Raw genomic sequence first — 25,501 nt, 5'->3', positions numbered from 1 at the left:
CTGTACAACAGTTCAGGTTCTCGATGTGCCGCGATCGGTGTAGGACCTCGCTTTCCTTCAAAGAGCGTTTTTGCCTGCTCTTGAAGTTCCTTCTTCCAATGCCCAACCGTAATAGGGTGGACCCCAAATTCTTGCCCTATCTCGTTGAGCGTTTTTATCCCTCGCAATGCCTCCAGAGCTACCTTGGCCTTGAACTCGGGAGTATGGAACTTTCTCTTCTTTCCTTCACTCATCTTTTCCTGTTCCTCGGGATTGCGTCTAGCTTAAACTACTGTCTTAAAACTGGGGTCCACTATATAAAGAAAATTTAAGAGTGGTTCTGAGGACCGCCGATGCAATTGATTACCTAGATAAAGCTGACAAGCAATTATTTTTAAGAAATAAGAAACGTGAGATCAATTACTTGCTAAATGCTCTCTATTCTTTGATTAGTAAGAAAGTGACTAACGGGGAATTTGATTCTCTTAAAGCTGTCAGCGAATACACGAACAGTATTTGGACAGTCAAAAGAATAAAGGAGAGGCTTGTCCAGGCGGGTTACAGCCCTTCCCCTAGTCAATAAACTCAACAAGAGGAATATCTATGCCTGACCAGGCTTTCATTGAGGAACCTGCGATTCTTATCAGGTGTGCAAAATTTTATAGAGAAGGCATGAGTCAGCAAGAGCTTTATGAAATTACAAGAGGTATATGGAGAATTGGTACAAGGCGTGAAAAGGCCAAATATGCCTTTTCCATATATAAGGGGGTAATTAAAGCGGTATATGAAATCAACAGCTGGCACAAGGCAGGCACAACTTCGTATCAAACACGGATTGACCTAAGTAGTATAGATAGTACGTCCCGCTATATCGGGGATAGATATGAATTCCTCGGCGAAGAATCTGAGAAAATGCAGGAAAAATATCTCGGGAAATCAGTCGCCCATTACTTCGAGCGGGGAAACGCCAATCCTGTAACTTACATTAATTGTTGAAAAGTCATTAATTGGAGAAGTCATGAAGGTGACGGCCTGGAATGATGGGAAAAAGACATACGGAATCCGTGTTGGAATTCGCAATCGTGATCGGTTTTTCAACAAGTCGTGGAGAAATATTGAGGTAGATATTGAAGGATCCATCTACCAATTCAAGCTTACCCCAGGATTTTGGAAACATTGTCCAGAGTTCCGAGATAGTGTTAAACCTACGATCAGGGAATGGTTAGAGAAATATAATCTTGTTGGCTGGCCGAAAAGAAAGCCTCCGAGATTTGAACTTGTTCAGATTGATAATAATAAGTTTCGTCTGGAGAAATATAAGATATCCCTTTGATTTTGCTAACTGAAAAGATCATTTATCCATTCCTCCATTCCTTGCTGTCCTAATCTCCTCTCAGGGGGACATCCCTATCCGAAAGACTTTGAAAAATTTGCGTATACGCGCGGAAATAATCTGGTCCGAAGTCAAAGATTATTTGAAAATCATATCGCGTCAGCAATCGATAATTTTCGAAACATAATTATATGCAATTTGAAAATACGATTATTAAACTTCAGTCGTTAGATTTCTTATTATTCTTATTTCGAGGATCCTTTAAGGGACAATAATCAGTAGAAGTGCGACTATGTTCAAAGCAAGCTCTTTGTTGATTAAAAATTTCTTTGCCATGTATTGTTTGTTTAAATGTTTTCGATTCGCGTCTAATATGAACTAATTGTCCACACTCAACACAATTGAATATTAATTTTTCTCCGTTTTCCTCAGATAAATTAACCGCTTCTGCAATATGTATCTCATTTCCCTTATATATGGCAGTCGAAATCCTCACTTCACCTTTGGCCATTCCGTACCCCCCATGCAAATATTTACTATTAAACTTTTCTACCCACATTCTTAATCGATCGGGAGAAAAATCTGATCAATAACGGGCTGGTTCTCGACGAGATCATATAAATGCTGTTTCTTTTCGCATTGAGCCGCACGGTAGGTACCTGTCCCTTCGGTGCAAAGCCACGGGTATTAACCGCTTCATCATCCACGCCGATCTCATCGCCCCAGTGAATTTCTTGCCTTTTCCCTTACCAAGAATACCTGAAAGTGCATTGTTAAGGTATAAAGAAGTTAATGATTTTAGTATCAGGGCAATATTATATCCACGTCTTGAAAAGGCCGGTAAGGTTTACGAGCGGCACCTAAACACCCGAATAATAACTAAAAGATGTCCTCAATAAAATTATCCCCGCCTAACCTGCTGCCATTCCCTAGGATCCTGTCTTCATCCTTCCCTTCATTATCAATTGGGAAGTCCAACCAAAATAATTTCCCTAGAAGATTAGAAAATTTCCTAGCAATCTATAGTATGGTAAATAATTGCGCTTATATAGTCAGTTATGGTTTAATGGTCGGGATCAGTAGAATCTGCTTGGGGGCGCTCTGTGACAGACGAATATAATATAACCCTCTTCATCCGGGTTTGGTTCATTACCACATTATTTATCTGTGGTCCTATATTTGTCTTCACCGGATTTTCAGATTACCTACCACTTGGTGCTATAGCGTCAGTCATTATAGCAATCATCGTATTCTTCATTGTCTCCCTCCTTGGTAATACTCTTGGTAATGTCTTATTCGGCGTTGGTGGTAAGTCAGGTTCAGGAAGGCCCTTTGCCGCTGATCTCGACAAAGCAAAACATTACCTTCAGCAGAAGGATATGGTGCGGGTCAAACAGATTATTGATGAAGTCCTCAGCAAAGACCAGGCATGTGTCGAAGCGCTGATGATAAAAGCACAGGCGCTAATAGCCTTGGGTAATAATGAACAAGCAAAAACAGTTCTCAGGACAATACTGCAAATTAAAACAATTGATGTTCAAAATCGACGATGGGCCTCTGCACTGTTAGATGAGCTTTCATATCGTTGATTTGAAACCATTATGATTCTCCTAACCACAGATTCCCTTAGAATTACTGTGATCACCATACATCAACAAATCCCTTTGAACTGCTAATGTTTTGATAAGGTTGCTATCAGCTGTCTCAGGATAGCGTACCTCCACATAGTCCCTAAGCGAAAATAGACGCATGTTCGCCGTTCGAACAAGCTGGTTGTACGTGCAAGCGGTAATAAATCCACGATTATCTAAATTGCGTGAAGTAGTGCGTGTGTGATCAATCTTATGTCCAACTACATAGGCGTGTATACGAGGTTCACCCTCTATATGACTGGAGTGCATAATTTCCTCAACATATTCCTCTGCTTGCTGCATTTCCGCTCTTCCGATAGTAGACTCTCCTTTTTTCAATTCAAGCAGTAGCATTTTTTCAAGCGTGGAAAAGCCGTCAGCGTTGACACCATCTACACCTGTGAGGGAAATTGTTGCATCTTCTAGAAACAAAAGATCAGGTCGCTTTCGAGGATTCTCGGCTCCTGTAGTACGCACGCGTTTCTGGGTCAGTTTGAAAATTACAGTTTGCAAGGTCACATTTGAAATGTAGTACGGTGAGTCATATTCTGGTCCAAACAACCAGCGCGCTTGAGCAACAAGCGGATGCAATGTATGCAACTCGTCAACATTTGGGTCACCGTTCAGCTTTTCAATAGCCTCTACAATGCGAATTCTCCTTCCGACCTCATCAAGTACAGTTAATGCATCTCGAACAGTCCATTCATCAAGGAGTTTATTGAGACCAGCAATGTCATCAGATCCCATTTGGCTGAGTTTTTGTATTAGTGCTTGGCCTGACCTAGAATTTTCGAGGTTAATTAGTGCATCAACAGCAGCTTCTATCAGCTCGGTTGTCGCGAAAGGCTGATTCATAGTAACTTCTCTTGTGAATTCAGCGACCTCTAAACGGGCCATGGGAAGAAGATTTGCAACTTCCTCACGCCTTTGATCAATAACTTCGCGTGTTCGCTCTTCAACCCGTTTAGATAATATGTCTTTCAGTATCTCAACAATTGCTGCAATGCTCGCATCAAAGAGTTGTTTAGTTAATTGGGAATCTCGAAAACAAGACCAATCATACTCAACATTATCGTGCAGACTGTCAAGTTTTATTATAAATGTTAATCGCTTAGCTTCTTTTGTTCGCCCGTCTAGCAAAGATCTATGCCCAATATTCCAACTAGGGTTTCCAACCAACCGTCCCCCGACCCAAAAAGCAATCCCATGTTGATATTTCGTCCTCGAAGAATCTTTGGAATCAATGACATAAACTTCTCCTTCGTGTTCATCAGCGAATTCGAATGTCTTTTGCAAGATTAAACCTGAGTGGTCTATTAAATCTAAGCAATTGCCGTTAACGCTTAAATAGAATTCAGGATCATACATGAACCGTGCAGAAAGAACTTCCAACATCTCTTCAGGATGTGGAAGAGTTCGGACAATTTTCCCTTTAAGAGTAGTTCCATGAGTGTCAGATGATGTTTCAGAAGTCTTTATAATTTCGAATGGATGGCCTCCAGAGCTTTCAACAACTTTAAACGTTGTCTTTGTGCCATTCTTTGCTGTTATGACTTCGTACTCGTCGCAAAAACAAAACATTGCATGCCGACCGACACCGTTTCGTCCGTAAGCTCGACGAGGTTTACGATTTTTACCAGGAGGAAATTCAACACTCTCTCCCTGATGACGTTTTCTATCGTACGAAAGTGTCCGCCAGCGATGGTTGAACTCATCGCCAGTCATTCCGACACCATCATCTGTTATTATAAGAAATTTATTTCGTTCATCTGGGATTTTAATTGTAACTGTACAAGCACCAGCATCCCAGCAGTTAGCTACTAACTCAGTAAGTGCGATGTCCGGCTGATTAACAACTGCGGAATGCGTTCGCCGAATAAAATTCTCTTCAAATAACGGGATTTGTTTTGACGACATATTCCCTCCGCATTGACGAAATATTTATAGGAGGTGCAATAGCTTTTTCCGGAATCATAATTTGTCGTTAAACCGTAAACGAATTACTACTGCAGTGACCCTGACTATTCTGAATCAATGCGGTTACGGTCATGTCGGCAGTGTTGGCATCTGAAGTCGTCTTCCTCCCAAGCTGTGGGCAAAGTCTCCTCGTCTACCTTCCCACTGCCAGTACAGGTGTCGGGGCCGAAAACTCCTTGACAGTCAACATCGTATAAGGGCTTGATACAGGATTCATACACATAAGTCTGTCTTGAGCTGAGGACACTAGTGTCGCCGCCGTTACTCAGGAGCAAACGTCCGACACCGATAGCTGCCTCCATGGTCGTGGAAGATTCACTTACAGCACTTTTAAGCAGCCAGTGTTCATTTTCGATTGCGATGCGCAGTATCTCTAGATTCATCTCTCTCCCTAAGGGTATAATTTTAATCAGATATTTGATCCGGACACGTTATCACTTTTTATAAGAAAAATCTTCCACAATTATTTATCAATAGGGGCATGAAGATACTGGGGGTGGAGTCCAGTATCATTATCGACGGATTTGGACCTCAAAGTAGTTTTGGACACTACTCTGTTGTTAAAAGGCTGAAATCCACCGACTCATGCCCGGTTTTATATCTGGTCATTCGCCCCAATTTCATTCATACGCTGTAACAACGAGTTAAGGATATTCGATGGAATCGGTTCTCCTTTACTCCTCAAGTTTTTTATTGCTGCATAGGGGTTGAGAATCAGGACATAATTGAATGACCCTGTAGCTCCGTCCCTGGCTTGGATAAAACCAAGATCTAATAGTTTCCGCATTCTCCCACTCCATGCCGCCTCCGCCCTTTGACCTGTGAAACCTGACTCAAAGGCCATTGCTCTCGGATTGTTTATGGTGATCATATACTCATCGAACGTATGACACCATAAAGTGAGATACGTTTGTGCCGGAGGCTTGCCAGATGAAAGAGCATTCATCACTTGTAGGATATAGGTCATTGTTCTAGGTATAGTGGTGTATCCAGTACTTCGTTTTCTATGCCACAGGTTGTCATCCTCGATATCCGGCCAGAGTTCATTTCTCAGCGCCAAAGTCTTCTCCCCGATTTTTTTAGATGCTCTTCTTTTCGTCGCCATCATGTCCTCCAAAGCTTCCTTTTGTTTGACCATAGAATAAAATATATCAATAGTTATTTCAAGGTTTTATATAGGTTACGCTTGTGTTGTGAGATCTCAACTTCAGCTATTTTGACAATGTTGGGATACACGATATTGTACAACTCAAAAATGAGTTGCTCCAATACAGTTTTCCACTTATTGCCGATAATAATTAAATTCAGTTGGTTATAAAAAATTATACGGTGCTCAATGGTTATCGAACGTTATCGCTGTGCTCATTGTGCTCGTGGTACTCGTGGTGGGATAGATAAGGGAGGGCCGAAATTGTATGCGGAAGTAAAACGCGGCAAAAATATTTGTAGGTGACTATCCTTGGAATTATTGGGAGTGATGGAGGGACAACCTGTCGCGGAATATAGAAGAAATTTTGTTGTATTGAAGGAAAATTACGACTGTCACTCGCTCTTCCTCTGACCTTTGGGTGTTGCCAGGATGTTCCCAATAACAGCAGAAAACCCTCTGTAAGCATTGAAAGCAGAGGGTCTGATCTATTCCAACGGCCTATCGTCGGCTCGCGATTTCGCTGGTGGGCGAGGCGGGATTCGAACCCGCGGCCTTTGGCTTCGGAGGCCAACACTCTATCCAGCTGAGCTACCCGCCCATATCGGAATTACGCCGAACGCAATGCACCGTGCATCACGCTCTGCAACGGTATGTGAATTCGCTGATACCTTTACCAGATCTCAGTATAAAAACCTAGTTTCTTTTGTCCTGCGGTTAAACGAAGTCGATCCTACTGCCTGATACAGAGGTCCATCTTCAGCTTGTTTTCTTATTATTTCCATTGCCATACCGGTATCGTATCGGAGCGGCGAGCGATCCGGCAGCTACCGGTCTGTCATTGAGCTGCGGCAGAGCGCACAATGGGTTCTTTGCTTCTCGTTTCAATCATCGGTGATTGGCCGAAACGGGCCGGCGGTCTTCCGGATGGATTTGTGGTGCCGGCGGTCTTCAGCGTGCCGAACCGGCAGTCATAGGTTGCCAGGGCACTGCCGTGTTCCTGCCCACCATGCGTGTTGATCACGAACGGAAACCATAATAATCGATTAAGCTATTGATCAAAATAAGTCGACCCTGTACGGCTTGCAAAAACGGAATTCGCAAGATACACTTTACATGCAAGTGCTGACTTCCGATCTGAACAGGGCAGGCACACCTCATGTGATGCGGAAATACTTTTACAACGGAGAGAGAGCGTTATTGAGCTTGCGCTTTCCCTCCTTCGGGCCCATCCGGTCAACCAACAAAGCCCCATCAGAGCCGTTTGCACGACCATGCGCTTCAAGATCAAAACGTATTTCCCTCACCTCCTCGTAGGTGTCTGCCTGACAACCGCGCTCATAAGCTACACTGCTCCTTCGAAACACGCTGCCGAATCTCCGACCCGCATCATGTTCGACACGGTCGGGGGATCGATTCTCTTCGAACATTACCGTCACGTCCAGGAATGGAACCTGACGTGCGATCATTGCCACCACTCGATTATCGCTCCCACCGCGGCACGGACCACGCCCTGCGACTCCTGTCACCGAGAGAGGGACCAGGGGATAAAAGCCTTGGGCGCAAACGGCGCGTTCGATCACACCATGCACAGTGAAGACGTGGGTGTCGCCTGCGATGATTGCCATCATGACCTGGTAGACAAGAGCGACCACTCCCCCCAGGCGTGCGGTTCGTGCCACATTGACGGTACAGGAGGCCACTCCACCATCAGTCGTACCGATGCCTTTCATGCACAGTGCATCGGTTGCCACTCAGCTTTCGATGTTACTCCTCAGCAATCCGATTGCGACGGTTGTCATGCCCCGCGCGGGCGAGGATCGGCATTTCATGACCTCTGCACCGGCTGCCATGAGGATGTGGGTGCCGGACCGATACGAAACGATGCGGATTGCAGGAGATGTCATGGCTTTTGATATTCCGCAACCGACAGCTGCAGGTGGCTGGAAGAGACAAGGACAGCAATGATTCACGGAGTGTTCTCCATACGTACAGCACCGTTGTTGCAACACGCAACGATCACGGACCTGCCCGACCGACCGGTCACAATAGAACCGGCGGGGACTCTTGTCTACCACCTTGAAAGAGGTGCGCACTCCGACAAGATCCCGACCGCGGACGGGGGGGGCGTGAAAATCGGGCAACGACTCTTTCTCGATTCACCGGACAAAGGGTACTGTCTCGCGGCACAAGCCGGCCGGATAACCGCCCGCTCTAACCTGACCGGAACATTTGGGCAACAACTCGTCGAAATCTCTATATCGACAACGGAAGACCTGCAGGAGTACGACGAGGAGTTCAGCGACGCCTGCCGAGACCCCTCCCTTGAGAAAGCCTCTCTTTTTTTCCGCGGTCTTCCCGGCAGACCAGACTTCCTCCCGCTGACGGATCCCCGGCAACAAATCGAGCGACTCGTTATTCTCGGGGTCGATGACGATGTGCAGGGCTGTTCCAATGGTTATTTGGTGAAACATCACATAAACTCGGTGCTTGCTGGAATTACTCTGCTGAAAAAGATCACCGGCCTGTCCGAAAGCTGGTTGTTTGTTCCGGATTATCTTGAGCCACTGCTACCCACTTCATCATCCGCGGTTCGCACCGTGAAAGCCGGCTACCCCGAGGCGAACCGGGAAGTGATCAGAAAGCGTATCTGCAGGGAACTCAACATCCCTGTAGCAGACGATAGGTGTGCGTTTTTCAGCGCCGAGGCGGCGTGTGCTCTCTCTGCCGTCTGCTCGGAAGACACCCGGATCCCCGGTAAGATACTTACCTTTGTCGATAAATGCGGGAAGCAAAGCCTCGTCTCCACGCCCGTAGGGACCCCGGTTCGTGAAATTCTCCAGTATTTCGGAGAGACCCTGCACGAAGGCGACCGGCTCGTGATTGGCGGACCGATGAAAGGAACAGCTGTCTTTTCAGTTGATTTTCCCGTTTCGTCAACCACGAACGCCATTATGGTTCAAGACCGTCGCGATATTGTCGAGACAGAGGATGTGGCCTGCGTCAATTGCGGGGCGTGTGTCCGCGTTTGTCCCGTAGATATCCAAGTCAACATGTTGATCCGGGTACTCGAGGTGGGAGAATATGAGGAAGCGGCTTCACGGTACAACCTGTTTTCGTGCATTGACTGCGGGTTATGCAGTTATGTTTGCGAGGCGAGAATTGCGGTTTTCCAGCATATCAGGATAGCGAAAACCGCCCTGGACTACGCCTAAGCCAAGCAGATTGCCGACCATACGGAGAAAATCACAGACGGGGTGTGGAAGAACCGGAGGTGGCACAGCCATCACCTGGCGGGCATGAAGGAAAAACGATGAACTCGAAGACAGAAAACAAATGCAAATTGCACGTGTCTCATGCACCGTTCTGGCACAACGGAAGCAGCGTTGCAAATAAACATTATCACATCCTTATCGCCAGCCTCCCGGCAGTGATCCCCGGGATCATCTTTTACGGCAGGGCAGCAGTGGGCGTCGTGACGCTGTCGATCGCATCGGCCATCATCTGGGAACTATTGTTCTCTGTCACAGCCAGACAAAAAATCACCATAGGCAACGGCAATTCCGCTCTGGCCGGTATGCTGCTCGCGATGATGCTGCCTGCGACGACACCATGGTGGCTGGTCGTCTGCGGGACGTTCTTCGCTGTCGTCATCGGTAGGGAGATTTTTGGTGGTCTCGGCGCCAACCCCTTCAACCCTGTCGTGTTGGCCCTGACTATTCTGACTGTTTCCTGGGGAAATCTCTTCGATTTCAACCGTGCCTTGCTCGACTATCATTTTACGGCCGCCTCTATCTATCCGCTGACGATGTCGAAAGCTTTCGGGTCCGCTGCGGTCGCCCCTCTCTCACTCTGGGAACTGTTGCTGGGGAACATGCCGGGCGGCATCGGGTCAACCTGTGGCCTGGGGTTGCTCGTCGGCGGCATCTACTTGATGATAAGAGGCTTTATCCGCTGGGAAATCTCCGTCTCGTTCATCGCCGGGATCGTTCTTGCTGCTGCGGTCTTCCACATCATCGACCCGCTCCGCTATGCCGGTCCCGGTTTTCACCTGGTGACGGGATACGCTTTGATCGGTGCATTTTTCCTTGCCACCGAAGATGCGTCCTCACCGGTGAATTTCCTACCGATGATCCTCTATGGATTATTAGGTGGGATACTCACTGTCTTGATCCGTAACACCGGCATTCACACCAACGGCGTTCCATACGCAATTCTGTTGATCAACCTCGTCAATCCACTCCTGGATCAGATCAAGGTGCCGCATAAACTGAGGCAGCCGTTATGAATGAATTGGTACGAATGACCGTCGTCCTCACGGGCCTGGCGACAATAGCCGGTGGAGTGCTGGCAGCCGTTCATTCCGGAACGGCAGATCGAATCGCAGCTCAGCAGCTGGAATATGTCAAGGGGCCGGCAATCAGGTCCATTATGGCCGCAACGACCAACAATCCCCTCGAAGATTCTTTCCAGCTATCGATTGGTGAAGAAGAGAAAACAGTTTTTATCGGTTCCCTGGCATCGGGGGGAACGGCCGTGGCTTTCGAGGAGTTCGGCAGAGGATTCGGGGGCGACATCGGTGTCATGGTCGGCATCAACATGGAAACCGAGACCATCCTGGGAACGGCTGTCACCGTGCATAGCGAGACACCAGGACTGGGGGCGAAAGCCAAAAACGATCGGTCGTTCACCTCGCAGTTCGAAGGATTGCCTGTTTCCGCCACTGTGGCCGTCACCCAGGATGGCGGGCAGATCGATGCGATCAGCGGGGCAACGACGACGTCCCGGGCGGTATGCGAAGCAATTGCTCAAGCGCTTGAGCGATATCAAATGTTGCACGCCGATTTGCAGAAAACCGTGAACTGATTGGGTACAAAGGAGGGTTCGGTGGCGAAAACGCTGAAGCAGGAATTTACCAAAGGACTCTGGAAAGATCTTCCTCCATTCAGGCTGGTTCTCGGTCTCTGCCCGGTTCTCGGGGTGACGACCACCATGGAGAACGGGCTCGGGATGGGAGTTGCGACAACCTTTGTGTTGTGCGGTTCAAATCTGTTGGTCTCACTGCTGCGACAGGCCATTCCTCCGCGGGTCAGGATCGCCTGCTTCGTCATCATCATCGCCGCCTTCGTCACCGTTGTCGAACTATTGATGCAGGCCTATACGTACCCACTCTACCTGAAACTCGGCGTCTTTATCCCGCTTATCGTGGTGAACTGCATCGTTTTGGGCAGAGCCGAGGCATTCGCCTACAAAAACAAGGTCTCATCGTCTGTGGCCGACGCTCTCGGCATCGGCATCGGCTTTACGCTGTCGCTGAGCTTGCTCGGCTCGCTCAGGGAACTGCTGGGCAACGGGTCTCTGACGATCTGGGGAGACCTGTCTTACAGCATCATCGACGTTGTACCGTCTTTTCAACCGTTTACCTTTGCGACTCAAGCACCGGGGGCATTCGTCTGCCTCGGCCTGATGCTCTGCATCATCAACTTGATCGGTAAATGATGTGTGCCGATCGCCGCAGGTCAACCGGCAGTTTACGCGAACTGCCATGACGGAGACCATTACCGCAGGGAGGTTCCATGGGATATCTTGAGCTCATTGTCAGCTGCATTTTCGTCAACAATATCCTGCTCGCCCAATTTCTCGGCAACTGCCCCTTTCTGGGAACCTCGAAGAAAATGGAAACCGCCGTCGGCATGGCTGGTGCCGTTGTTTTCGTCACGGTGCTCGCCGGAACGATTACCTGGATTATTTATCACCAGATCCTGGTTAAGTTCGATCTCGTCTACCTTCGGACCTTCTCGTTCATTCTGATAATCGCGACACTGGTTCAGTTCGTCGAGATGTTCCTGAAGAAAATGATACCGGTGTTGTACGCCGGTCTTGGCATCTTCCTGCCCCTGATTACCACCAATTGTGCGGTGCTGGGCATTTGCGTAATCAATATCGACGAAGAATTCACGTTCTCCGAAGCGGTCTCCGCTTCCCTGTTTTATGCGGTCGGATTCGGTCTCGCCCTGATCCTTTTTGCCGGAATACGGGAAAGAATCCTGTTGGCCCGGGTACCGAAAGCCCTGCAGGGAACGTCTATCGCGCTGATCACCGCGGGTTTTATTTCCTTAACGTTTTTCGCTTTCAGGGGCATGGTTTGAGCCCGGCGACGAACAAAGAGGCGACAGGCGCAGGCCCCCAGCCCACCCCTGTCATTGCGGATAACAAACTGAAACGCAATATGGTACTTATCTCATGCTCGAATCCATCCTGGTCACCTTCTCCATTGGCGCGGTTTCCGGCGTAGCGCTCAGCTATGCATCGAAGCTTTTTTATGTCTACGAGGATCCCCTGATCGCCAAAGTCGAGGGACTTCTTGCCGGCGCCAACTGCGGCGGTTGCGGGTTCGCCGGCTGTTCGGCGGCGGCCGAGGCGATCGTCAACGACAAGGCTCCGGCAAATGCCTGCATCCTGATCGATGAAGAAAATATCAGGGAAATTGCTGCAATTACGGGGGCCCATGCCGGTCCTCCCGAACCGCCATCGTCCTACAACAACTGCAGCGGCGGCAAGCGGGCGACCGACCGGTTCATCTACAGCGGCATCTGGTCGTGCACTGCCGCCGCCGCTCTCTATGGCGGTAATCGAGACTGCGCAATCGGCTGTCTTGGCTTTGGCGACTGCATCAGGGCCTGCAGGTTCAATGCAATCAAAATGGGAGGCCACGGTTTCCCCGTAGTTGACTATGACAAATGCGTCGGGTGCGGAGCCTGCGAAGCGTCCTGCCCGAAAACAATCCTGGAAGTCAAAACCCTCTCCCAGCGCCTGTTTCATCTCAGTTCCGCCGGCGACCCGCTTGCCCCCTGCTCGCAGGGGTGCCCCGCCGAAATCGATATACCCCGGTACATCGACCATATCAGGAACATGCGGTATGAAGAGGCACTCGACACCATCAGGGAAAAAAACCCGATGCCGCTATCCTGTGGCAGGGTCTGCCCTCACCCTTGTGAGTCTCTCTGTCGGCGAGGGATAGCAGATGAACCGGTCTCCATCAACCAGCTCAAACGATTCGTCGCCGATTACGAAATGAATTCCGGCCGGCGCCTGCCCATCGCCTGCAGCCCCGCTACCGGTAAGCGGATTGCCATAATCGGCGGAGGCCCCGCGGGAATCAGCTGTGCGTATTTTTTGAGACGGGCCGGTCATCACCCTGAAATTTTCGAAGCGATGCCGAAACTCGGCGGTATGCTCCGGTATGGCATCCCAGAATATCGCCTCCCCAAAAAAATACTGGACTGGGAGATCCAGGGAATCCTGAAACTGGGAATCGAAAGCCACACCAATGTGAGACTGGGCCTCGATTTTGATTTCTGCTCCCTTGTTGCCGCTGGATTCGACGCCGTCTTTTTCAGCGTGGGCGCCTGGAAGGATTACAATCTCGGCATTCCCGGCGAAGAATTGTCAGGTTGTATGACCGGAATAAATTTCCTTTCACGGGTGGGCGGCAGCAAGCCTCCCGCTATCGGTAAACGAGCGGCGGTGATCGGCGGTGGCAACACAGCCATCGATTGTTGCCGAACCCTGATCCGAATGGGTCTCGATAAAGTGTACCTGGTCTACCGAAGAACCAGGAAAGAAATGCCGGCCAATGAAGCTGAAATCGTTGCTGCCGAACATGAGGGCATCGAGTTTGTTTTTCTTGCGGCTCCGAACAAGATTATCGCCGACGAGGAAAAACAGGTGGCAGGACTTGAGTATCTGGCCATGGAACTCGGAAAACCGGACGCAAGCGGTCGGCACCGACCCGTTCCCATCGAGGGGTCGGAGCAGATTCTCGCCGTGGACACGGTTATCACCGCCATTGGCCAGTCGCCGCTGCTTTCGTTTCGCGGACGGGGCAATCGACTCGACGATTTGAATATCAGTCGGTGGAATACCTTTGAAGTGGAACCATCGACTTGCCAGACGAACGTTCCCTACATTTTCGCCGCCGGGGATGCGGCGACCGGGCCGGCACTCGTCGTCGATGCGATTGGGGGCGGCAGGAAAGCCGCTCGTTCAATCGATCTGTTTTTACGGGGAGAGGAGGTTAATCCGCAGGAAGACGCACTGCTGAACAAACCCATTGGCGAATCGATTTTCCCGTCCGTTCCCGGAGTCAGACCCATGGGCAGAATAGGACTGGATGAGATCGATGTAACTAATCGAATTCAAACGTTTGCCGAGGTTGATCTGACCATTTCCGAACGTGACGCCCTCGCCGAATCAAACAGATGCTTGAGTTGTTGCCGGCTCTGTTATAATGTGGATACTCACTGAAACAGATCAGTATCGCACGGTCATTTTTCCGCCGATCGGGAAATACCCGCATCGGTCCTGATTCTCACTTGCCGGGAGAACCCATGGTTTGGCTCAAAGAGTTGGAGACGACTTCGGTATTCAGGGGGTTGAACGATCAGCAACTGGAAACATTGAGTGCCCTGTGCACGATGGAATCCTACAAGCGCGACGACTGTCTGTTCAAGGAAGGCGAACCGGCGGAACACATGTGGATCGTCACCGAGGGGCAGGTGGATCTGCGTTTTGAACTCCCGGGGAACAGAACATCTTCCGCAGAAAACACGGTGTCGTCCTTTACTGCGCAGGAGGACAGGAAAAGAGTTCTCGGCTGGTCGTGCTTCGTGCCTCCCTACAGGATGACGCTCTCGGCGTATTGCGTCAGTCGGACCTGTTCCGTGATAAAAATCGGTCGTGCAGATCTGCTGGAAACATTTGAGCAGGACATGGCAATGGGATACAAGGTCATGTCCTACCTCATCAAGGTAGTCGGCTATCGGTTTCAGCAGTTCCAGGAAGAACTCGTCAAAGTTCAGGGACGCGATATCATGCACTCCTGGTAGCCATCCATCCTGTTCTTACAAAAATCGCTTCAGGTAATCTTCCCACTCGATGGGCAGTAACGACTTCTTCTTGTTGTTGCACTCTTTGCAGCAGGGCACCAAGTTGTCCTTGGTGCTGCGGCCACCGCGGGTCAGCGGCACGAGATGATCCATGGTCAGGTCGCGATGGGCGACTCTCTGGCCGCAATAGTAACAGGTTCCGGCAGCGGTCTTCTGCTGCCACCAGCGGGTCCTGCGCAGCTGGCGGGCCTTGGCCCGCTCCCGCTTGATCTGGGCTTCGTCAATCCCGTCCAGCCAGGAATAATCATTCATCGCCGACCACCTCCCCGACCAGCAGTCGGCGAAATTCACCGATCAGGTAGAGCGAACCGGCCGCCACCACCAAATCACCGGGTTGGGCCAGGATCGTGGCGCGAGACAATGCCTCGGCAACAGTTCCATGACAACTGACCCGTGACGGGTCGCTCTTTACAAGTATTTTGGCCATCTCCGCCGGCGCCGCCGCCCGCTCGCTATGCGGTCTGGTCAACAGCACCAGGTCGGCCAGGGAGGCCATCGCCCGGAGCAGGGGGGCGTAGTTCTTATCGGCCATAGAGGCCCAGACAACAATCAGCCGCTCGTAGATGAATTGCTCTTCGATACCGGCAATCAGGCACTCGACACCGGCCTGGTTGTGAGCGCCGTCGAGCAGAAACCGCAGAGGAGTACCCTGGCCTCCCTGCTCGTTGCGATCTTGACAGGGGACGATCACTTCCAGGTATTCCATGCGTCCCGGCCAGAAGGCAGCACCGATTCCGGCACGGATCATGTCGTTCGTCAGCGCAAAGCCTTGATCACGCAGGGATAGTGCGGCGGCAATGGCGCAGGCGCTGTTATCGAGTTGCCAGACCCCGTTTCTCGAAACGGGCAAGCAATCGATAACGGTTTTTCCACCCCGTTCCTGCCATGCCCAATGGTCCTCCCCGTCAGCTGCCGCCCGGAAGTCGCGCCCCAGGATGGAGAGCGGCGCCGCGCGCTCGACGCAGGTCCGCTCGATAACCTCCCGGGCCGGGGAATCGGTTACTCCGGAGATAACCGGAACTCCGTCTTTGATGATACCGGCTTTTTCGAAGGCGATCTGCTCGATGGTATCGCCGAGATATTGCTCGTGGTCGAGACTGACCGTGGTGATCACCGAAAGCAGCGGCACCACCACATTGGTCGCGTCGAGTCGGCCGCCCATGCCGGTCTCGAGGATAACGACATCACAGCCGCTGTCGGCGAACCAGCTGAAGGCCAGGGCGGTGGTGCACTCGAAATAGGTGATTTTCTCGGTGCCGAGACTGCGCCGGATACGCTCCAGCAACCGGGTAAACTCGCTTTCACCAATAAAACGGTCGTCGATCCGGAACCGCTCTCTGACCGAACTGAGGTGCGGCGAAGTGTACAGGCCGGTTCGATAGCCGGCACGGCTGAGCATCTCTCGCAGCATCGTACAGACCGAGCCTTTGCCGTTGGTGCCGGCCACGTGAATGGCCGGACAGCGCTTTTCCGGGGATCCGAGCTCGGCCAGGACGGCACGCATCGCCTCAAGGCCGAGTTTGATCTTGTGCATCTGCAGGTCGTCGAGAAAACAACAGGCCTCGGAATAGGTCGTCAGCGGGGATTCGGTCATGGTCACCCGGGATGGCAGCAGGAAATCCTAGCCATCGACAATATTCAAGGTAGCGTAATCAAGGTGCAGCGTCTTCAGGCCGTGGCGGTCAAAGGCCACATCGAGCGAGCGCGGGGCACTCAGTTTCCGTACCGTTCCGGCACCGAAGAAGGGGTGATTGACCCGGCAACCGACGGAAAAATCTTTCAGCGCCAGTTTCTTCTTTTTGGTCGGTGACGGCAGCGGCTCCGACGGCCGCGCCCCAAAGGAGAAAACGTTGCTGTCGGCGGGACGCGGCTCGAGCCGCTCGTAACTCCCCGGCGACAACTCGGAAAGAAACGGCGACATGCCGACCCGGGCAAAACGCCGGTCGGCCCCCATCAACTCGCGTGGGTAGCTGAGGTACAATTGCTTTCTCGCCCGGGTCGCCGCCACGTAGAGCAGGCGCCGTTCCTCCTCCCACTGCTCGCCGGGAAAGGCCGAGGCATGTGGGAATCGACCGTCAGCCAGACCAATAACGAACACCACCTCCCACTCGAGCCCCTTGGCCGAATGGATGGTAGACAGTATCAGGGCCTCACCGTCGTCACGATAGGCCTGCGGGTCGGCTTCCGGCGGGTCGAGTGCCGTGTCGTCGATAAAGCGCCGCAGGTCGTCGTAGGAGGCGATGATGGTCTGCAATTGTTCAAGGTCCTTCTGCCGTTTCGGATAATCGTCGGCATAGAGCCGCTCGAATACCGGTTGATACCAGACCAGCACCGCACCACAGAGTTCTCCGGGAATCGGTTCGCGGCGCTGCAGGTCCTGAAACAGGCCGACCAGCCGGGCAAATCCCTCCTGCCAGCTGCGGCCGGCCGGATAGGCGGCCAGCGCGGCAACCGGATCGGCGGCGTCGGAGAGAACGGCGGTGATCTTTTGGGCCGTCTTCGGCCCGAGCTTGTCGATAGTCAGCAGCAGGCGGTTCCAGGACAGGTTGTCGAACGGATTGACGAGCAGGCGCAATACGGCCAGCACATCCTTCATGTGCGCCGACTCGGTCAGCTTCAGACCACCCCGTTTTTCGAACCCGATGCCATGGCTGCCAAGCTCGAGTTCCAGTTTGAAAGAGTGAAACCCGGAGCGAAAGAGAACCGCGATATCACGGAGGCCGACACCCTCGTCGCGCAACTCCCGAACCCGGCTGACAACGAAATCAGCTTCGGCCTTTTCGTCGCGTGCGGCATAGAGCATCGGCTTGCGAGTCCCTTCGATCCTGGTGTACAGAGTCTTGGTGTATTTCTCGACCGCGTTGTTGATTATATCGTTGGTCAGGGTCAGGATCGGCTGGGTCGACCGGTAGTTCTGCTCGAGCTTGATGATCCGGGTGCCCGGAAACGTCTCGGGAAATCGCATGATATTGTAGAAATCGGCACCGCGGAAAGAATAGATCGACTGGGAATCGTCCCCGACCACCATCACGTTATCATGGCGATAGGCGGCCAGCCGAACGATGTCGGCCTGGATTGGGTTGGTGTCCTGATACTCATCGACCATGATATAGCGATAGCGGGCCGAGATCTGTTCACGGGCCTCCGGCGATTGCGTCAGCAGCCGCTTCCAGTTGACCAGCAGATCGTCGTAGTCCATCAGGCCGTGGTCGATCTTGAAACTGTGGTAGTGCTTCTGCAGCAAGATGATATCTTCGGCAAATTCGCTCAAGTGCGCGTAATCTTCGAAGATCAGATCCTCGAGTGGCCGTGCCTTGTTTACCGAACCGCTGAGCATGTTGACGATGATCCGCTTGGATGGAAATTGCTTACGGTTGACGGTGAGCTGCAACGAGGACTTGAGCAGATTGATGATCCCTTCGGCATCGGCTCGATCGATGATGGTGAACGACGAGCTGAAGCCGATACCGGCGCCGAATCGTCGCAGCAACATATTGGCGACGCTGTGAAAGGTGCCGCCGGTCACACGGCTGCAGGAATCGTTGAGCAGTCGACCGGCCCGCCAGAGCATCTCCTGGGCGGCTTTTCTGGTAAAGGTGAGCAGCAGGATGGCCTCCGGCTCGACACCACCGTTGATCAGGTGCGCGACCCGGTAGACAAGGGTGCGCGTCTTGCCGCTGCCGGCACCGGCGATGACCAGTACCGGTCCTTCGGTCGTTGATACCGCCTGAAATTGAGACTCGTTGAGTTCGTCGCGATAGGAGGATAGTTGATTCATGGCTGGCAACTGTACCACGACGCCGGAAGGCCCGCAACGCCGGTTGACAATGCTTTGACCGAACGGGTATTATTTGGCTGTTTCGGGGCTTTTTCAGAGCCACAACCGCCGGCGAACGTTGCACGGTTGAGGTGGCCCGCCATTGGGCCGGCTCTGGCCGTTTTTCGCAAGGATACCACACACCACATATCCGATGTGGTGTACACGTTTGCAAACCAGAACACTTCAGGTTGTCAGATGACTTCAACCAACGATCCGCTGGCTTCCCTGTTTTCCAGCCAGACCTGCGCCACCCTGCTGCCGCCGTCACGGGCGGACGAATTATTCGAGGCCATGTTCGGTGATGCCGAGGACGGGGCCTACGATTTGGCAATCGAATACATCGACACACACGGCTCGACGCTGCGCTTCGATATCCTGCTGACAGAACGACCCGGCCACTGCCTGGCCTGCAATCTCACCTATGGCCTGCCGCAGGTCTTTTCCCGACATCCGGTCCTCGATATTGCCGGACTGGTCGATAAAATCGATGCGATCCTCGGCCAACGGGGCACTGTCGGCGGTTGGCTGCTCGGTTCTACCAGCCAGCGCAGCCGCTCGTTGCACGTTATCCCGCTGACCATCGATTATCAGCCGACTGCTGCCCTCTGAGCACGGAAACAAAAAGGCCGGCTCACAACTGAGCCGGCCTTTTGCCTATAGATCTACTGACTCGTTTGCTGTGCTGTCAGGAAACCGCCACCCGGGCCCTTCCCTGCGCCTTGGCATGGTAGAGGATGTCGTCGGTCCGCTCCAACCAGCTGCGCAGATTTTCGCCCGGCACCATCTGGGCCATCCCGATGGAAACGCCGAGTTTTACCGTCTCTGAGGCCCGCACATCGAGATCATCGATTTTCTTGACCAACCGTTCAGCCAGGATCCGTCCCTGCTGCTGGTTGGTATTGTCCAGCACCAGCAGGAATTCATCACCGCCCATCCGCACCAGCAGGTCTGTCGACCGCACCGCCGCTGCGAGCACTTCGGCTACCGATTTAAGTACCTCGTCGCCGGCCTGGTGACCGAGATTGTCGTTGATATCCTTGAAGTGGTCGAGATCGAGCGACAGCATGGTCAGCGGATGCTTGTAGCGCGTGGCGCTGTCCATCATGCCGCTGATTCTTCGATCAAAGACGCGCCGGTTGGACAATCCGGTCAGTGGGTCGGAGCTGGCCCGTTCGAACAGGTCTTCGTATTCCAGCCCCCGCTGCAACGATTCGGCCAAGATGGTCAGAGAGTCGTTGATGATCGCCATTTCCGTATCGTCAAGTTCCCTGCCTTCTTTGAGGACCAGCAGAATACCGGCATCATCCACCGTCTCGAAAATCCACTTGTGGCCGAATTGTCCGTCATCGCTTTTAACCGCCCGACGCGGCGAGGTGCCGTCTTCTATCAACTGCTCGGCAAAGGCAATCGCCCGACGGCGATTAGGGCCATGACCGGAACAGAACAGATGCTTTTTCCCCCGGGCATTGTTGTTATAACCGATCAGTTCATGTTCGACGATCGGCATGAGCCAGACCGAATAAGCCTCAATCATGCCCGGCACACTGAGAACTCCGGCCAGTCTGGCGTGCAGGCGGTTCATCTGATCAAGACGTTCCGACTGACGCTTGAGCTGATGCAGCTCGAGCATCACTTGACTCAATTCATCGAGACTGGATGCCAGGGATGTCAGTTCAGGTCTTTGGGTCATGGTACTCATGGCTGCTCGCTTTCTGTGATGCACGAACCGGGTATTATTATTATCTATATCGGCTCATGACAGAGAATCTTTAGCGATTGTACACAATAATGACAGCAATATGCGTGCCAGCGCACGGAGCAGTTGATCGAGTCGTCGTCGACAGCAAATAAATCATACAAATACAATTAATTGTCAACACTAATACACTGTTTGGCCACCCGTCACGACCAAATTCCCGACAGCCGATGACAGAATACTGACACATGCGGGATCAAGAATATCATCGCCGGCAAAACAAGGCGAGACAACACGATCTGGACGAAGTAACATGGTAACTGCCTAAAACGATACCTCATTACGCTGTGCTTCGACTGTCGCTGTAACGAGACATGGATCTGACCAGACAAATCGCCACTCTGCTGATCGTCGGTTTTCCCGGCAGACGGTTCGCTGCCGATTCCGAGATCGCCCGAGACATCTCAAACCGCGGGCTGGGCGGTGTTATCCTGTTCAATCGCTGCCTGCATGATCCGGGGCAAGAGGGCAACATCGGCCCGGCCGAAGAGTTGCAACGCTTGACCACTGCACTGCAGGGCCTCAGGGACGAACCGCTGCTGATCTGTGTCGACCAGGAAGGCGGCTCGGTGCAACGCCTCGGCAGAGACAACGGCTATGCATCCATCCCAGCGGCACGGCAACTGGCCGAAAACGGGGCAGACACGTCGCAAACGGAACGCTATGCCGAGGAAACGGCGGCATTGCTGGCAGATGTTGGCGTCACCGTCAATTTCGCACCGGTGATCGATGTCGACCGCTGTCCGGAAAATCCGGTTATCGGCCGGTTGGGCCGCAGCTTTTCCGACTCACCCCAACTCGTTGCCACCCATGCCGCAGCTTGGATCAAGGCGCACCGCCGGCACGGCGTCATTTCCTGCGTCAAGCATTTCCCGGGACACGGCAGTTCCTGCGTCGACTCCCATCTCGGTTTCGTCGATATTACCGCCAGCTGGCATGTCGACGAGCTGCTTCCCTACCGATCCCTGTTGGCGGACGACCTGGTCGACATGGTCATGACCGGTCATCTCTGTAATCGGGCCATCGACCCATCCTTTCCGGCGACCCTGTCGCCAGCCACCGTCACCGGCCTGCTGCGCAACGAACTCGGATATCGGGGAGCTGTGGTCAGCGACGACCTGCAGATGCAGGCGATTACCGCCCATTACCCGTTTGGGGAGGCACTGTGCTGCGCCCTGACGGCCGGTGTCGACCTGTTGGTAATCGGCAACAACCTCACCTATCGCCCCGGTATCGTGGAGCACGCCGTGACGGCAATTCGAAACGGCATCGACCGGGGCCTGGTGACCGAAGCACGCATCCGTGAAGCTCACGGTCGCAGACAAAACCTGATAGCAAGGGAGAACCACTGATGACGAGTAGACAGTCGACAACCCATGAAGTGCTGGTTGGGTATTTCCTGTGGATTTTCGGCTTTCTCGGGGCGCACCGCTTCTACTACGGCAGACAGATTTCGGGAACCATCTACTTTTTCACACTCGGCCTGCTGTTCATTGGCTGGATTGTTGATCTTTTTCTTATCCCTTCTATGAACCGGGATGCCGATTTCCGTTTTATCGAAGGTCCGGTGAACTACAATATCGCCTGGCTGCTGCTCACTTTCCTCGGTATCTTCGGCATTCACCGAATGTATTGCGGCAAATGGCTTACCGGATTGATCTTTCTCTGCACCCTCGGTTTGTTTGGTATCGGAATCATCTATGATTTCTGGACGCTGAACGCACAGATCAGTCTGATCAACCACGCCGCCCGGAAAACCGCAACTCCCCCGCTCTGATCGACACTATCGCTCGGGGAGTCACACGTCAGGGTTGCCGGGGCGTACGCGTCGTCCAGACGGTAATCAGTGGGTATTGGCGATTAGCCGGGAGACCGTTCGCGCCAACTCGCGCAGGGAGACCGGTTTCATGCAGTATTCGTCTATGCCGGCATCCGCCGCCGCCTCCCTGCTGAGCCGCTCGGAGTAGCCGGTAAACAGGATAATCGGGATGTCCGGCCGGAGCTGTTTAATCCTGGCACTGAGTTCGGTACCGGTCAGGTGGGGCATGGTCAGGTCGGTCAGCACCAGGTCGTACTCTCCCTGATTTTCCTTGAAATGGTCGATGGCCTCGATCGAAGAGGTCCAGCCGCTGACCTGATAACCGATGCTTCGCAGCAGTTCCGCCGTTACCTGAACCACCTGCTTTTCATCGTCAACCAGCAGGATTCTCCCCTCACCGCCGGCAAGCTGTTCCGGACTGACGATATGATCAAGCTTGGTAGGTTTCTCGGTGATCGGCAGAAAAATTCGAAACACCGTTCCCGCCCCCTCCTCGCTTTCTACCTCGATCCTTCCGTCGTGCCGGGAAATGATGCTATGCACGAGCGCCAGGCCCATCCCGGTACCCCGTCCTTTTTCCTTGGTGCTGAAATATGGCTCAAAGATCCGCTCACGGAGTTCTCGATTCATACCGCAGCCGGTATCGCTGATGCTGAGCTCGAGCCATTCATTCTCGCCCCCGGAAAGCGACGTCTTTTTCAGCGCGACGGTCAAAACGCCATGACCTTCACCGATAGCATCGGCGCTGTTGGTGCAGAGATTGATCAGCACCTGGTGGATCTGAACCGGGTCGACCCGTACCGGCCCGCATTTCTCGTCGATATCTTGTTTAATCTGGATGGTCGAAGGCAAGGTGGAACGAAGCAGTTTCACCACCTCCTTGACAATCGGGTGCAGGTGTTGCGGGCTTTCCTTCTGTTCGGTATTGCGGGAAAAGGCAAGAATCTGCTCGACCAGTCCTTTGGCGCGCTTACCGGCACGAAGGATCTCGCCGAGATACTCGTCCATCGACTCGTCGGCAAACCCTTTCTGCTGCATTTTCAGCTTGAGGATTTCCGCATACCCCATGATCGGAGTCAGTATATTGTTGAAATCATGAGCTATACCACCGGCAAGCGTGCCGATTGCTTCCATTTTCTGAGCATGCCGGAGCTGTTTTTCGAGCTTGAATCGCTCGGTCACGTCACGGGCGATGACGATCACGCTCTCCACCATACCGGAACTGTTTTTCACCGGCGTACCGATAATCTCATAATAAAGCGACGCGCCGTTATTTCCCTGTTCGATCTGCTGAATACCGATTCTCACCTCTCCGGTCTGAACACTTTTCGGCACCGCGCATGCGGCGCACTGCTGATCGCTCTTGCAGATAATCTCGTGGCAGAATCTGCCGATCGGCATGTGTACCGACCGTCGGACCGTATCATTGACCCAGATCGCCCCCAAATCACGATCGAACAGCACGATCATCCCGGGAAAGCCGTCAAGGATGGCCTTTTTCTGGGACTCGCTGGCGACCAGGGCCTCCTCGATAGCCTTCAGATCGGTAAGATCAACCATCGTCGTAACGATGCCGGTTACCTCGCCGGCGCCATCATGGACGAGCGCCTTACGATACACCACGTGAAAGCGTCGTCCCCCGGCACCGAGAGCATCGTCTTCAAACGGCTGGATGGTACCGTTGTCCAGCAATGTCCGGTCAAGCTGCCGGTGCCGATCGGCCTGTTCTCCGGACAGCAAACGGTAAACTCCCTCGCGACGGACCTCGTCATCGGTTTTTCCGACAAATTGCGAGAAGGCTTGGTTAGAGCCGAGAAAAGCTCCGTTGATATCCAAAAAAAACAGCGGGATAGGAATGGCATCAACCAATTCCTGTTGATAGCTCTGGGATACGGCCATGGACACGTCCTTTATCTGTCAAACTCAGGTTTTCATGCAAACGGCACCGCCTCACATCCGGGAAGCATCATTGCCAGCCCACCGGGCAGCCATTTCCAGCAACAAGGAATTATAGCACCATTGGCCAGCAATTACCAAAAACCTGCCGAGACGTTGAAAACGTGCCGGAAGCCCGCTTTTGCTTGACTTTTCCACCGGCTCGTTTTCTATTTTCGGCAACTGACAGCCGATTTTTTCCCCGTAACCATAGCCGCAAACAAGGCCGACCAGCACATGACCGATTCTTCTGCAGACAATTCAACAGGCACCCCGTGCCGCCCCGAGATCAACTATCCCTGCATCTGGGAATACCGGGTTATCGGCACCGATCGGCAGCGACTCACGGAGATCATCATGTCCGCCTGCGAACCGGCTGTACCGACGATCAGAGACGGCAACCGCAGCTCGCAAGGCAGATATTGCAGTGTCAACGCGACCGTGGAGGTCAGCAGTGAGGACATGCGCCTGGCTATTTTCGCCAGGATCAGCAACAATCCGGAAATAAAACTAGTGATCTAAATGAGCACGACCGCTGCCAACAAACAATCCCGCTTGATCGCCATTCTTCGCGAAGGTGTCGGCCTGGTCCAGATGATCTTTTTCAAGGAGATGAAAAACCGCCTCGATCACGATCGTCCCGATCTCGACGTTCCGGCTCGATCCAAGCTTGCCGGCGCTGTGACCAACGAGCTCTTCGGCACCATCAACCCGGCCGCGGAATTCATGGCCTTTCGCCAAGAACACCAGGCCCTGATCGAACAGGAACTCCTCGGACTGGCGACCAACCTGCCGCACCTCCTGCCCGCTCTTACCGACGCCCTGCGCCTGCAGACTCTCTGCGACAACCAGGAAGGGGTGGCCACGGACGACACACTGGTAACCGCCGACAAGCTCGGTATATTGCTCAGGGATCGAGAGACACCGCTGCCATCAGCCTTTATGACCATGATCCGGGAACTCGGCGCCCGTTACCACCTGATTGTTCCCCCGACACCGATCACCGAGGAAGACGACCGCACCATCGTCCACTAACCCCCCATCACGAGACCTGACAACAAACATTAAAAACCGGCGTCATGGTCGGAAGGGCTGGCCGGTCCTGCCTCCAGGTGCTGCGCTGCGGCCTGATTCTCCGGCCCGCCGGGCCTTCGCG

At 52.8% G+C, this 25,501-nt stretch carries 25 protein-coding genes and 1 tRNA gene; 16 read left to right on the top strand and 10 right to left on the bottom strand.

What is annotated here, in order from left to right; genetic code table 11:
- Positions 1 to 233, bottom strand: a 233-nt coding sequence (locus BUC26_RS17155) for an IS3 family transposase (protein ID WP_073377958.1), incomplete at its 3' end; no start/stop codon positions are given.
- Between the two features lie 349 nt (positions 234 to 582).
- On the opposite strand from BUC26_RS17155, the gene BUC26_RS17145 reads away from it, so the two are divergent.
- A complete protein-coding gene (locus BUC26_RS17145; protein WP_073377954.1) occupies positions 583 to 975 on the top strand; it encodes a hypothetical protein in 393 nt (130 codons plus the stop codon).
- 22 nt (positions 976 to 997) lie between these two features.
- Positions 998 to 1,312 (top strand): hypothetical protein, encoded by a 315-nt coding sequence (locus tag BUC26_RS17140; protein ID WP_073377952.1) that lies wholly within the window; start codon positions 998 to 1,000, stop codon positions 1,310 to 1,312.
- 220 nt (positions 1,313 to 1,532) lie between these two features.
- On the opposite strand, the gene BUC26_RS23085 is transcribed toward BUC26_RS17140, so the two are convergent.
- Positions 1,533 to 1,823, bottom strand: a complete 291-nt coding sequence (locus BUC26_RS23085) for a hypothetical protein (protein WP_143166054.1) — start codon at positions 1,821 to 1,823, stop codon at positions 1,533 to 1,535.
- A 592-nt stretch (positions 1,824 to 2,415) separates the two neighbouring features.
- Between BUC26_RS23085 and BUC26_RS17135 the strand changes: the two genes are divergently transcribed.
- Complete coding sequence (locus tag BUC26_RS17135) at positions 2,416 to 2,901, top strand: tetratricopeptide repeat protein (RefSeq protein WP_073377950.1); 486 nt, start codon at positions 2,416 to 2,418, stop codon at positions 2,899 to 2,901.
- A 21-nt stretch (positions 2,902 to 2,922) separates the two neighbouring features.
- Here the strand turns inward: BUC26_RS17135 and BUC26_RS17130 are convergent, their stop codons facing one another.
- From BUC26_RS17130 to BUC26_RS17115, 3 genes are all read right to left on the bottom strand, one after another.
- A complete protein-coding gene (locus BUC26_RS17130; protein WP_073377948.1) occupies positions 2,923 to 4,860 on the bottom strand; it encodes an ATP-binding protein in 1,938 nt (645 codons plus the stop codon).
- Positions 4,861 to 5,515: 655 nt separating this feature from the next.
- The gene (locus BUC26_RS17120) at positions 5,516 to 6,028 is read right to left on the bottom strand and encodes a hypothetical protein (RefSeq protein WP_084540735.1); all 513 of its coding nucleotides are present in this window, start codon (positions 6,026 to 6,028) and stop codon (positions 5,516 to 5,518) included.
- Positions 6,029 to 6,591: 563 nt separating this feature from the next.
- A tRNA-Arg gene (locus BUC26_RS17115) sits at positions 6,592 to 6,668 on the bottom strand.
- A 673-nt stretch (positions 6,669 to 7,341) separates the two neighbouring features.
- Between BUC26_RS17115 and BUC26_RS24555 the strand changes: the two genes are divergently transcribed.
- The 8 genes from BUC26_RS24555 to BUC26_RS17075 all read left to right on the top strand — a co-directional run bounded on the left by BUC26_RS24555 (position 7,342) and on the right by BUC26_RS17075 (position 14,955).
- The gene (locus tag BUC26_RS24555; RefSeq protein WP_073377945.1) at positions 7,342 to 7,983 is read left to right on the top strand and encodes a cytochrome c3 family protein; all 642 of its coding nucleotides are present in this window, start codon (positions 7,342 to 7,344) and stop codon (positions 7,981 to 7,983) included.
- Between the two features lie 213 nt (positions 7,984 to 8,196).
- Positions 8,197 to 9,282, top strand: coding sequence for a 4Fe-4S dicluster domain-containing protein (locus BUC26_RS17105; RefSeq protein WP_161949875.1), 1,086 nt, complete (start codon positions 8,197 to 8,199; stop codon positions 9,280 to 9,282).
- Between the two features lie 44 nt (positions 9,283 to 9,326).
- Positions 9,327 to 10,355 carry an RnfABCDGE type electron transport complex subunit D gene (locus BUC26_RS17100; protein WP_244155887.1) on the top strand — a complete coding sequence of 343 codons (1,029 nt, stop codon included), beginning with the start codon at positions 9,327 to 9,329 and terminating at the stop codon, positions 10,353 to 10,355.
- On the top strand, positions 10,352 to 10,933 hold the full coding sequence (gene rnfG / locus BUC26_RS17095; protein ID WP_073377939.1) for an RnfABCDGE type electron transport complex subunit G: 582 nt from the start codon (positions 10,352 to 10,354) through the stop codon (positions 10,931 to 10,933). Before BUC26_RS17100 ends, rnfG begins: the two co-directional genes overlap by 4 nt.
- A gap of 21 nt (positions 10,934 to 10,954) precedes the next feature.
- The gene (locus tag BUC26_RS17090) at positions 10,955 to 11,566 is read left to right on the top strand and encodes an electron transport complex subunit E (RefSeq protein WP_073377937.1); all 612 of its coding nucleotides are present in this window, start codon (positions 10,955 to 10,957) and stop codon (positions 11,564 to 11,566) included.
- Between the two features lie 77 nt (positions 11,567 to 11,643).
- On the top strand, positions 11,644 to 12,216 hold the full coding sequence (locus BUC26_RS17085; RefSeq protein ID WP_073377935.1) for an electron transport complex protein RnfA: 573 nt from the start codon (positions 11,644 to 11,646) through the stop codon (positions 12,214 to 12,216).
- A 94-nt stretch (positions 12,217 to 12,310) separates the two neighbouring features.
- Positions 12,311 to 14,374, top strand: coding sequence for an FAD-dependent oxidoreductase (locus tag BUC26_RS17080; protein WP_073377934.1), 2,064 nt, complete (start codon positions 12,311 to 12,313; stop codon positions 14,372 to 14,374).
- 83 nt (positions 14,375 to 14,457) lie between these two features.
- Positions 14,458 to 14,955, top strand: a complete 498-nt coding sequence (locus BUC26_RS17075) for a Crp/Fnr family transcriptional regulator (protein WP_073377932.1) — start codon at positions 14,458 to 14,460, stop codon at positions 14,953 to 14,955.
- Positions 14,956 to 14,970: 15 nt separating this feature from the next.
- Here the strand turns inward: BUC26_RS17075 and BUC26_RS17070 are convergent, their stop codons facing one another.
- From BUC26_RS17070 to BUC26_RS17060, 3 genes are read right to left on the bottom strand one after another with little or no spacing between them, the layout of a single operon-like run.
- Positions 14,971 to 15,267: an HNH endonuclease gene (locus BUC26_RS17070; RefSeq protein ID WP_073377931.1), complete on the bottom strand. Its 297-nt coding sequence runs from the start codon at positions 15,265 to 15,267 to the stop codon at positions 14,971 to 14,973.
- A complete protein-coding gene (locus BUC26_RS17065) occupies positions 15,260 to 16,609 on the bottom strand; it encodes a bifunctional folylpolyglutamate synthase/dihydrofolate synthase (RefSeq protein ID WP_073377930.1) in 1,350 nt (449 codons plus the stop codon). The genes BUC26_RS17070 and BUC26_RS17065 overlap by 8 nt, the downstream gene beginning before the upstream one ends.
- 27 nt (positions 16,610 to 16,636) lie before the next feature.
- Positions 16,637 to 18,793, bottom strand: a complete 2,157-nt coding sequence (locus BUC26_RS17060) for an ATP-dependent helicase (protein ID WP_073377929.1) — start codon at positions 18,791 to 18,793, stop codon at positions 16,637 to 16,639.
- Positions 18,794 to 19,030: 237 nt separating this feature from the next.
- Here BUC26_RS17060 and BUC26_RS17055 point away from each other — a divergent pair, with 237 nt between their 5' ends.
- On the top strand, positions 19,031 to 19,444 hold the full coding sequence (locus tag BUC26_RS17055) for a hypothetical protein (RefSeq protein ID WP_073377928.1): 414 nt from the start codon (positions 19,031 to 19,033) through the stop codon (positions 19,442 to 19,444).
- 76 nt (positions 19,445 to 19,520) lie between these two features.
- On the opposite strand, the gene BUC26_RS17050 is transcribed toward BUC26_RS17055, so the two are convergent.
- Complete coding sequence (locus BUC26_RS17050) at positions 19,521 to 20,525, bottom strand: GGDEF domain-containing protein (protein ID WP_073377927.1); 1,005 nt, start codon at positions 20,523 to 20,525, stop codon at positions 19,521 to 19,523.
- Between the two features lie 380 nt (positions 20,526 to 20,905).
- On the opposite strand from BUC26_RS17050, the gene BUC26_RS17045 reads away from it, so the two are divergent.
- On the top strand, positions 20,906 to 21,943 hold the full coding sequence (locus BUC26_RS17045; RefSeq protein WP_073377926.1) for a glycoside hydrolase family 3 protein: 1,038 nt from the start codon (positions 20,906 to 20,908) through the stop codon (positions 21,941 to 21,943).
- The gene (locus BUC26_RS17040) at positions 21,943 to 22,368 is read left to right on the top strand and encodes an NINE protein (RefSeq protein WP_073377925.1); all 426 of its coding nucleotides are present in this window, start codon (positions 21,943 to 21,945) and stop codon (positions 22,366 to 22,368) included. The genes BUC26_RS17045 and BUC26_RS17040 overlap by 1 nt, the downstream gene beginning before the upstream one ends.
- A 66-nt stretch (positions 22,369 to 22,434) precedes the next feature.
- On the opposite strand, the gene BUC26_RS17035 is transcribed toward BUC26_RS17040, so the two are convergent.
- Positions 22,435 to 24,309 (bottom strand): hybrid sensor histidine kinase/response regulator, encoded by a 1,875-nt coding sequence (locus tag BUC26_RS17035; protein ID WP_073377924.1) that lies wholly within the window; start codon positions 24,307 to 24,309, stop codon positions 22,435 to 22,437.
- Positions 24,310 to 24,582: 273 nt separating this feature from the next.
- Between BUC26_RS17035 and BUC26_RS17025 the strand changes: the two genes are divergently transcribed.
- Both BUC26_RS17025 and BUC26_RS17020 read left to right on the top strand, forming a co-directional pair.
- On the top strand, positions 24,583 to 24,867 hold the full coding sequence (locus BUC26_RS17025; RefSeq protein WP_073377922.1) for an HP0495 family protein: 285 nt from the start codon (positions 24,583 to 24,585) through the stop codon (positions 24,865 to 24,867).
- On the top strand, positions 24,868 to 25,380 hold the full coding sequence (locus BUC26_RS17020; RefSeq protein ID WP_073377921.1) for a hypothetical protein: 513 nt from the start codon (positions 24,868 to 24,870) through the stop codon (positions 25,378 to 25,380).
- The last annotated feature ends 121 nt before the right edge of the window (positions 25,381 to 25,501 follow it).

Origin of the sequence: Desulfofustis glycolicus DSM 9705 (assembly GCF_900130015.1) — a bacterium.
GTDB lineage: Bacteria > Desulfobacterota > Desulfobulbia > Desulfobulbales > Desulfocapsaceae > Desulfofustis > Desulfofustis glycolicus.
Note: the sequence above shows the minus strand (reverse complement) of the source record. Positions and strands in the feature narration are given on the sequence as shown.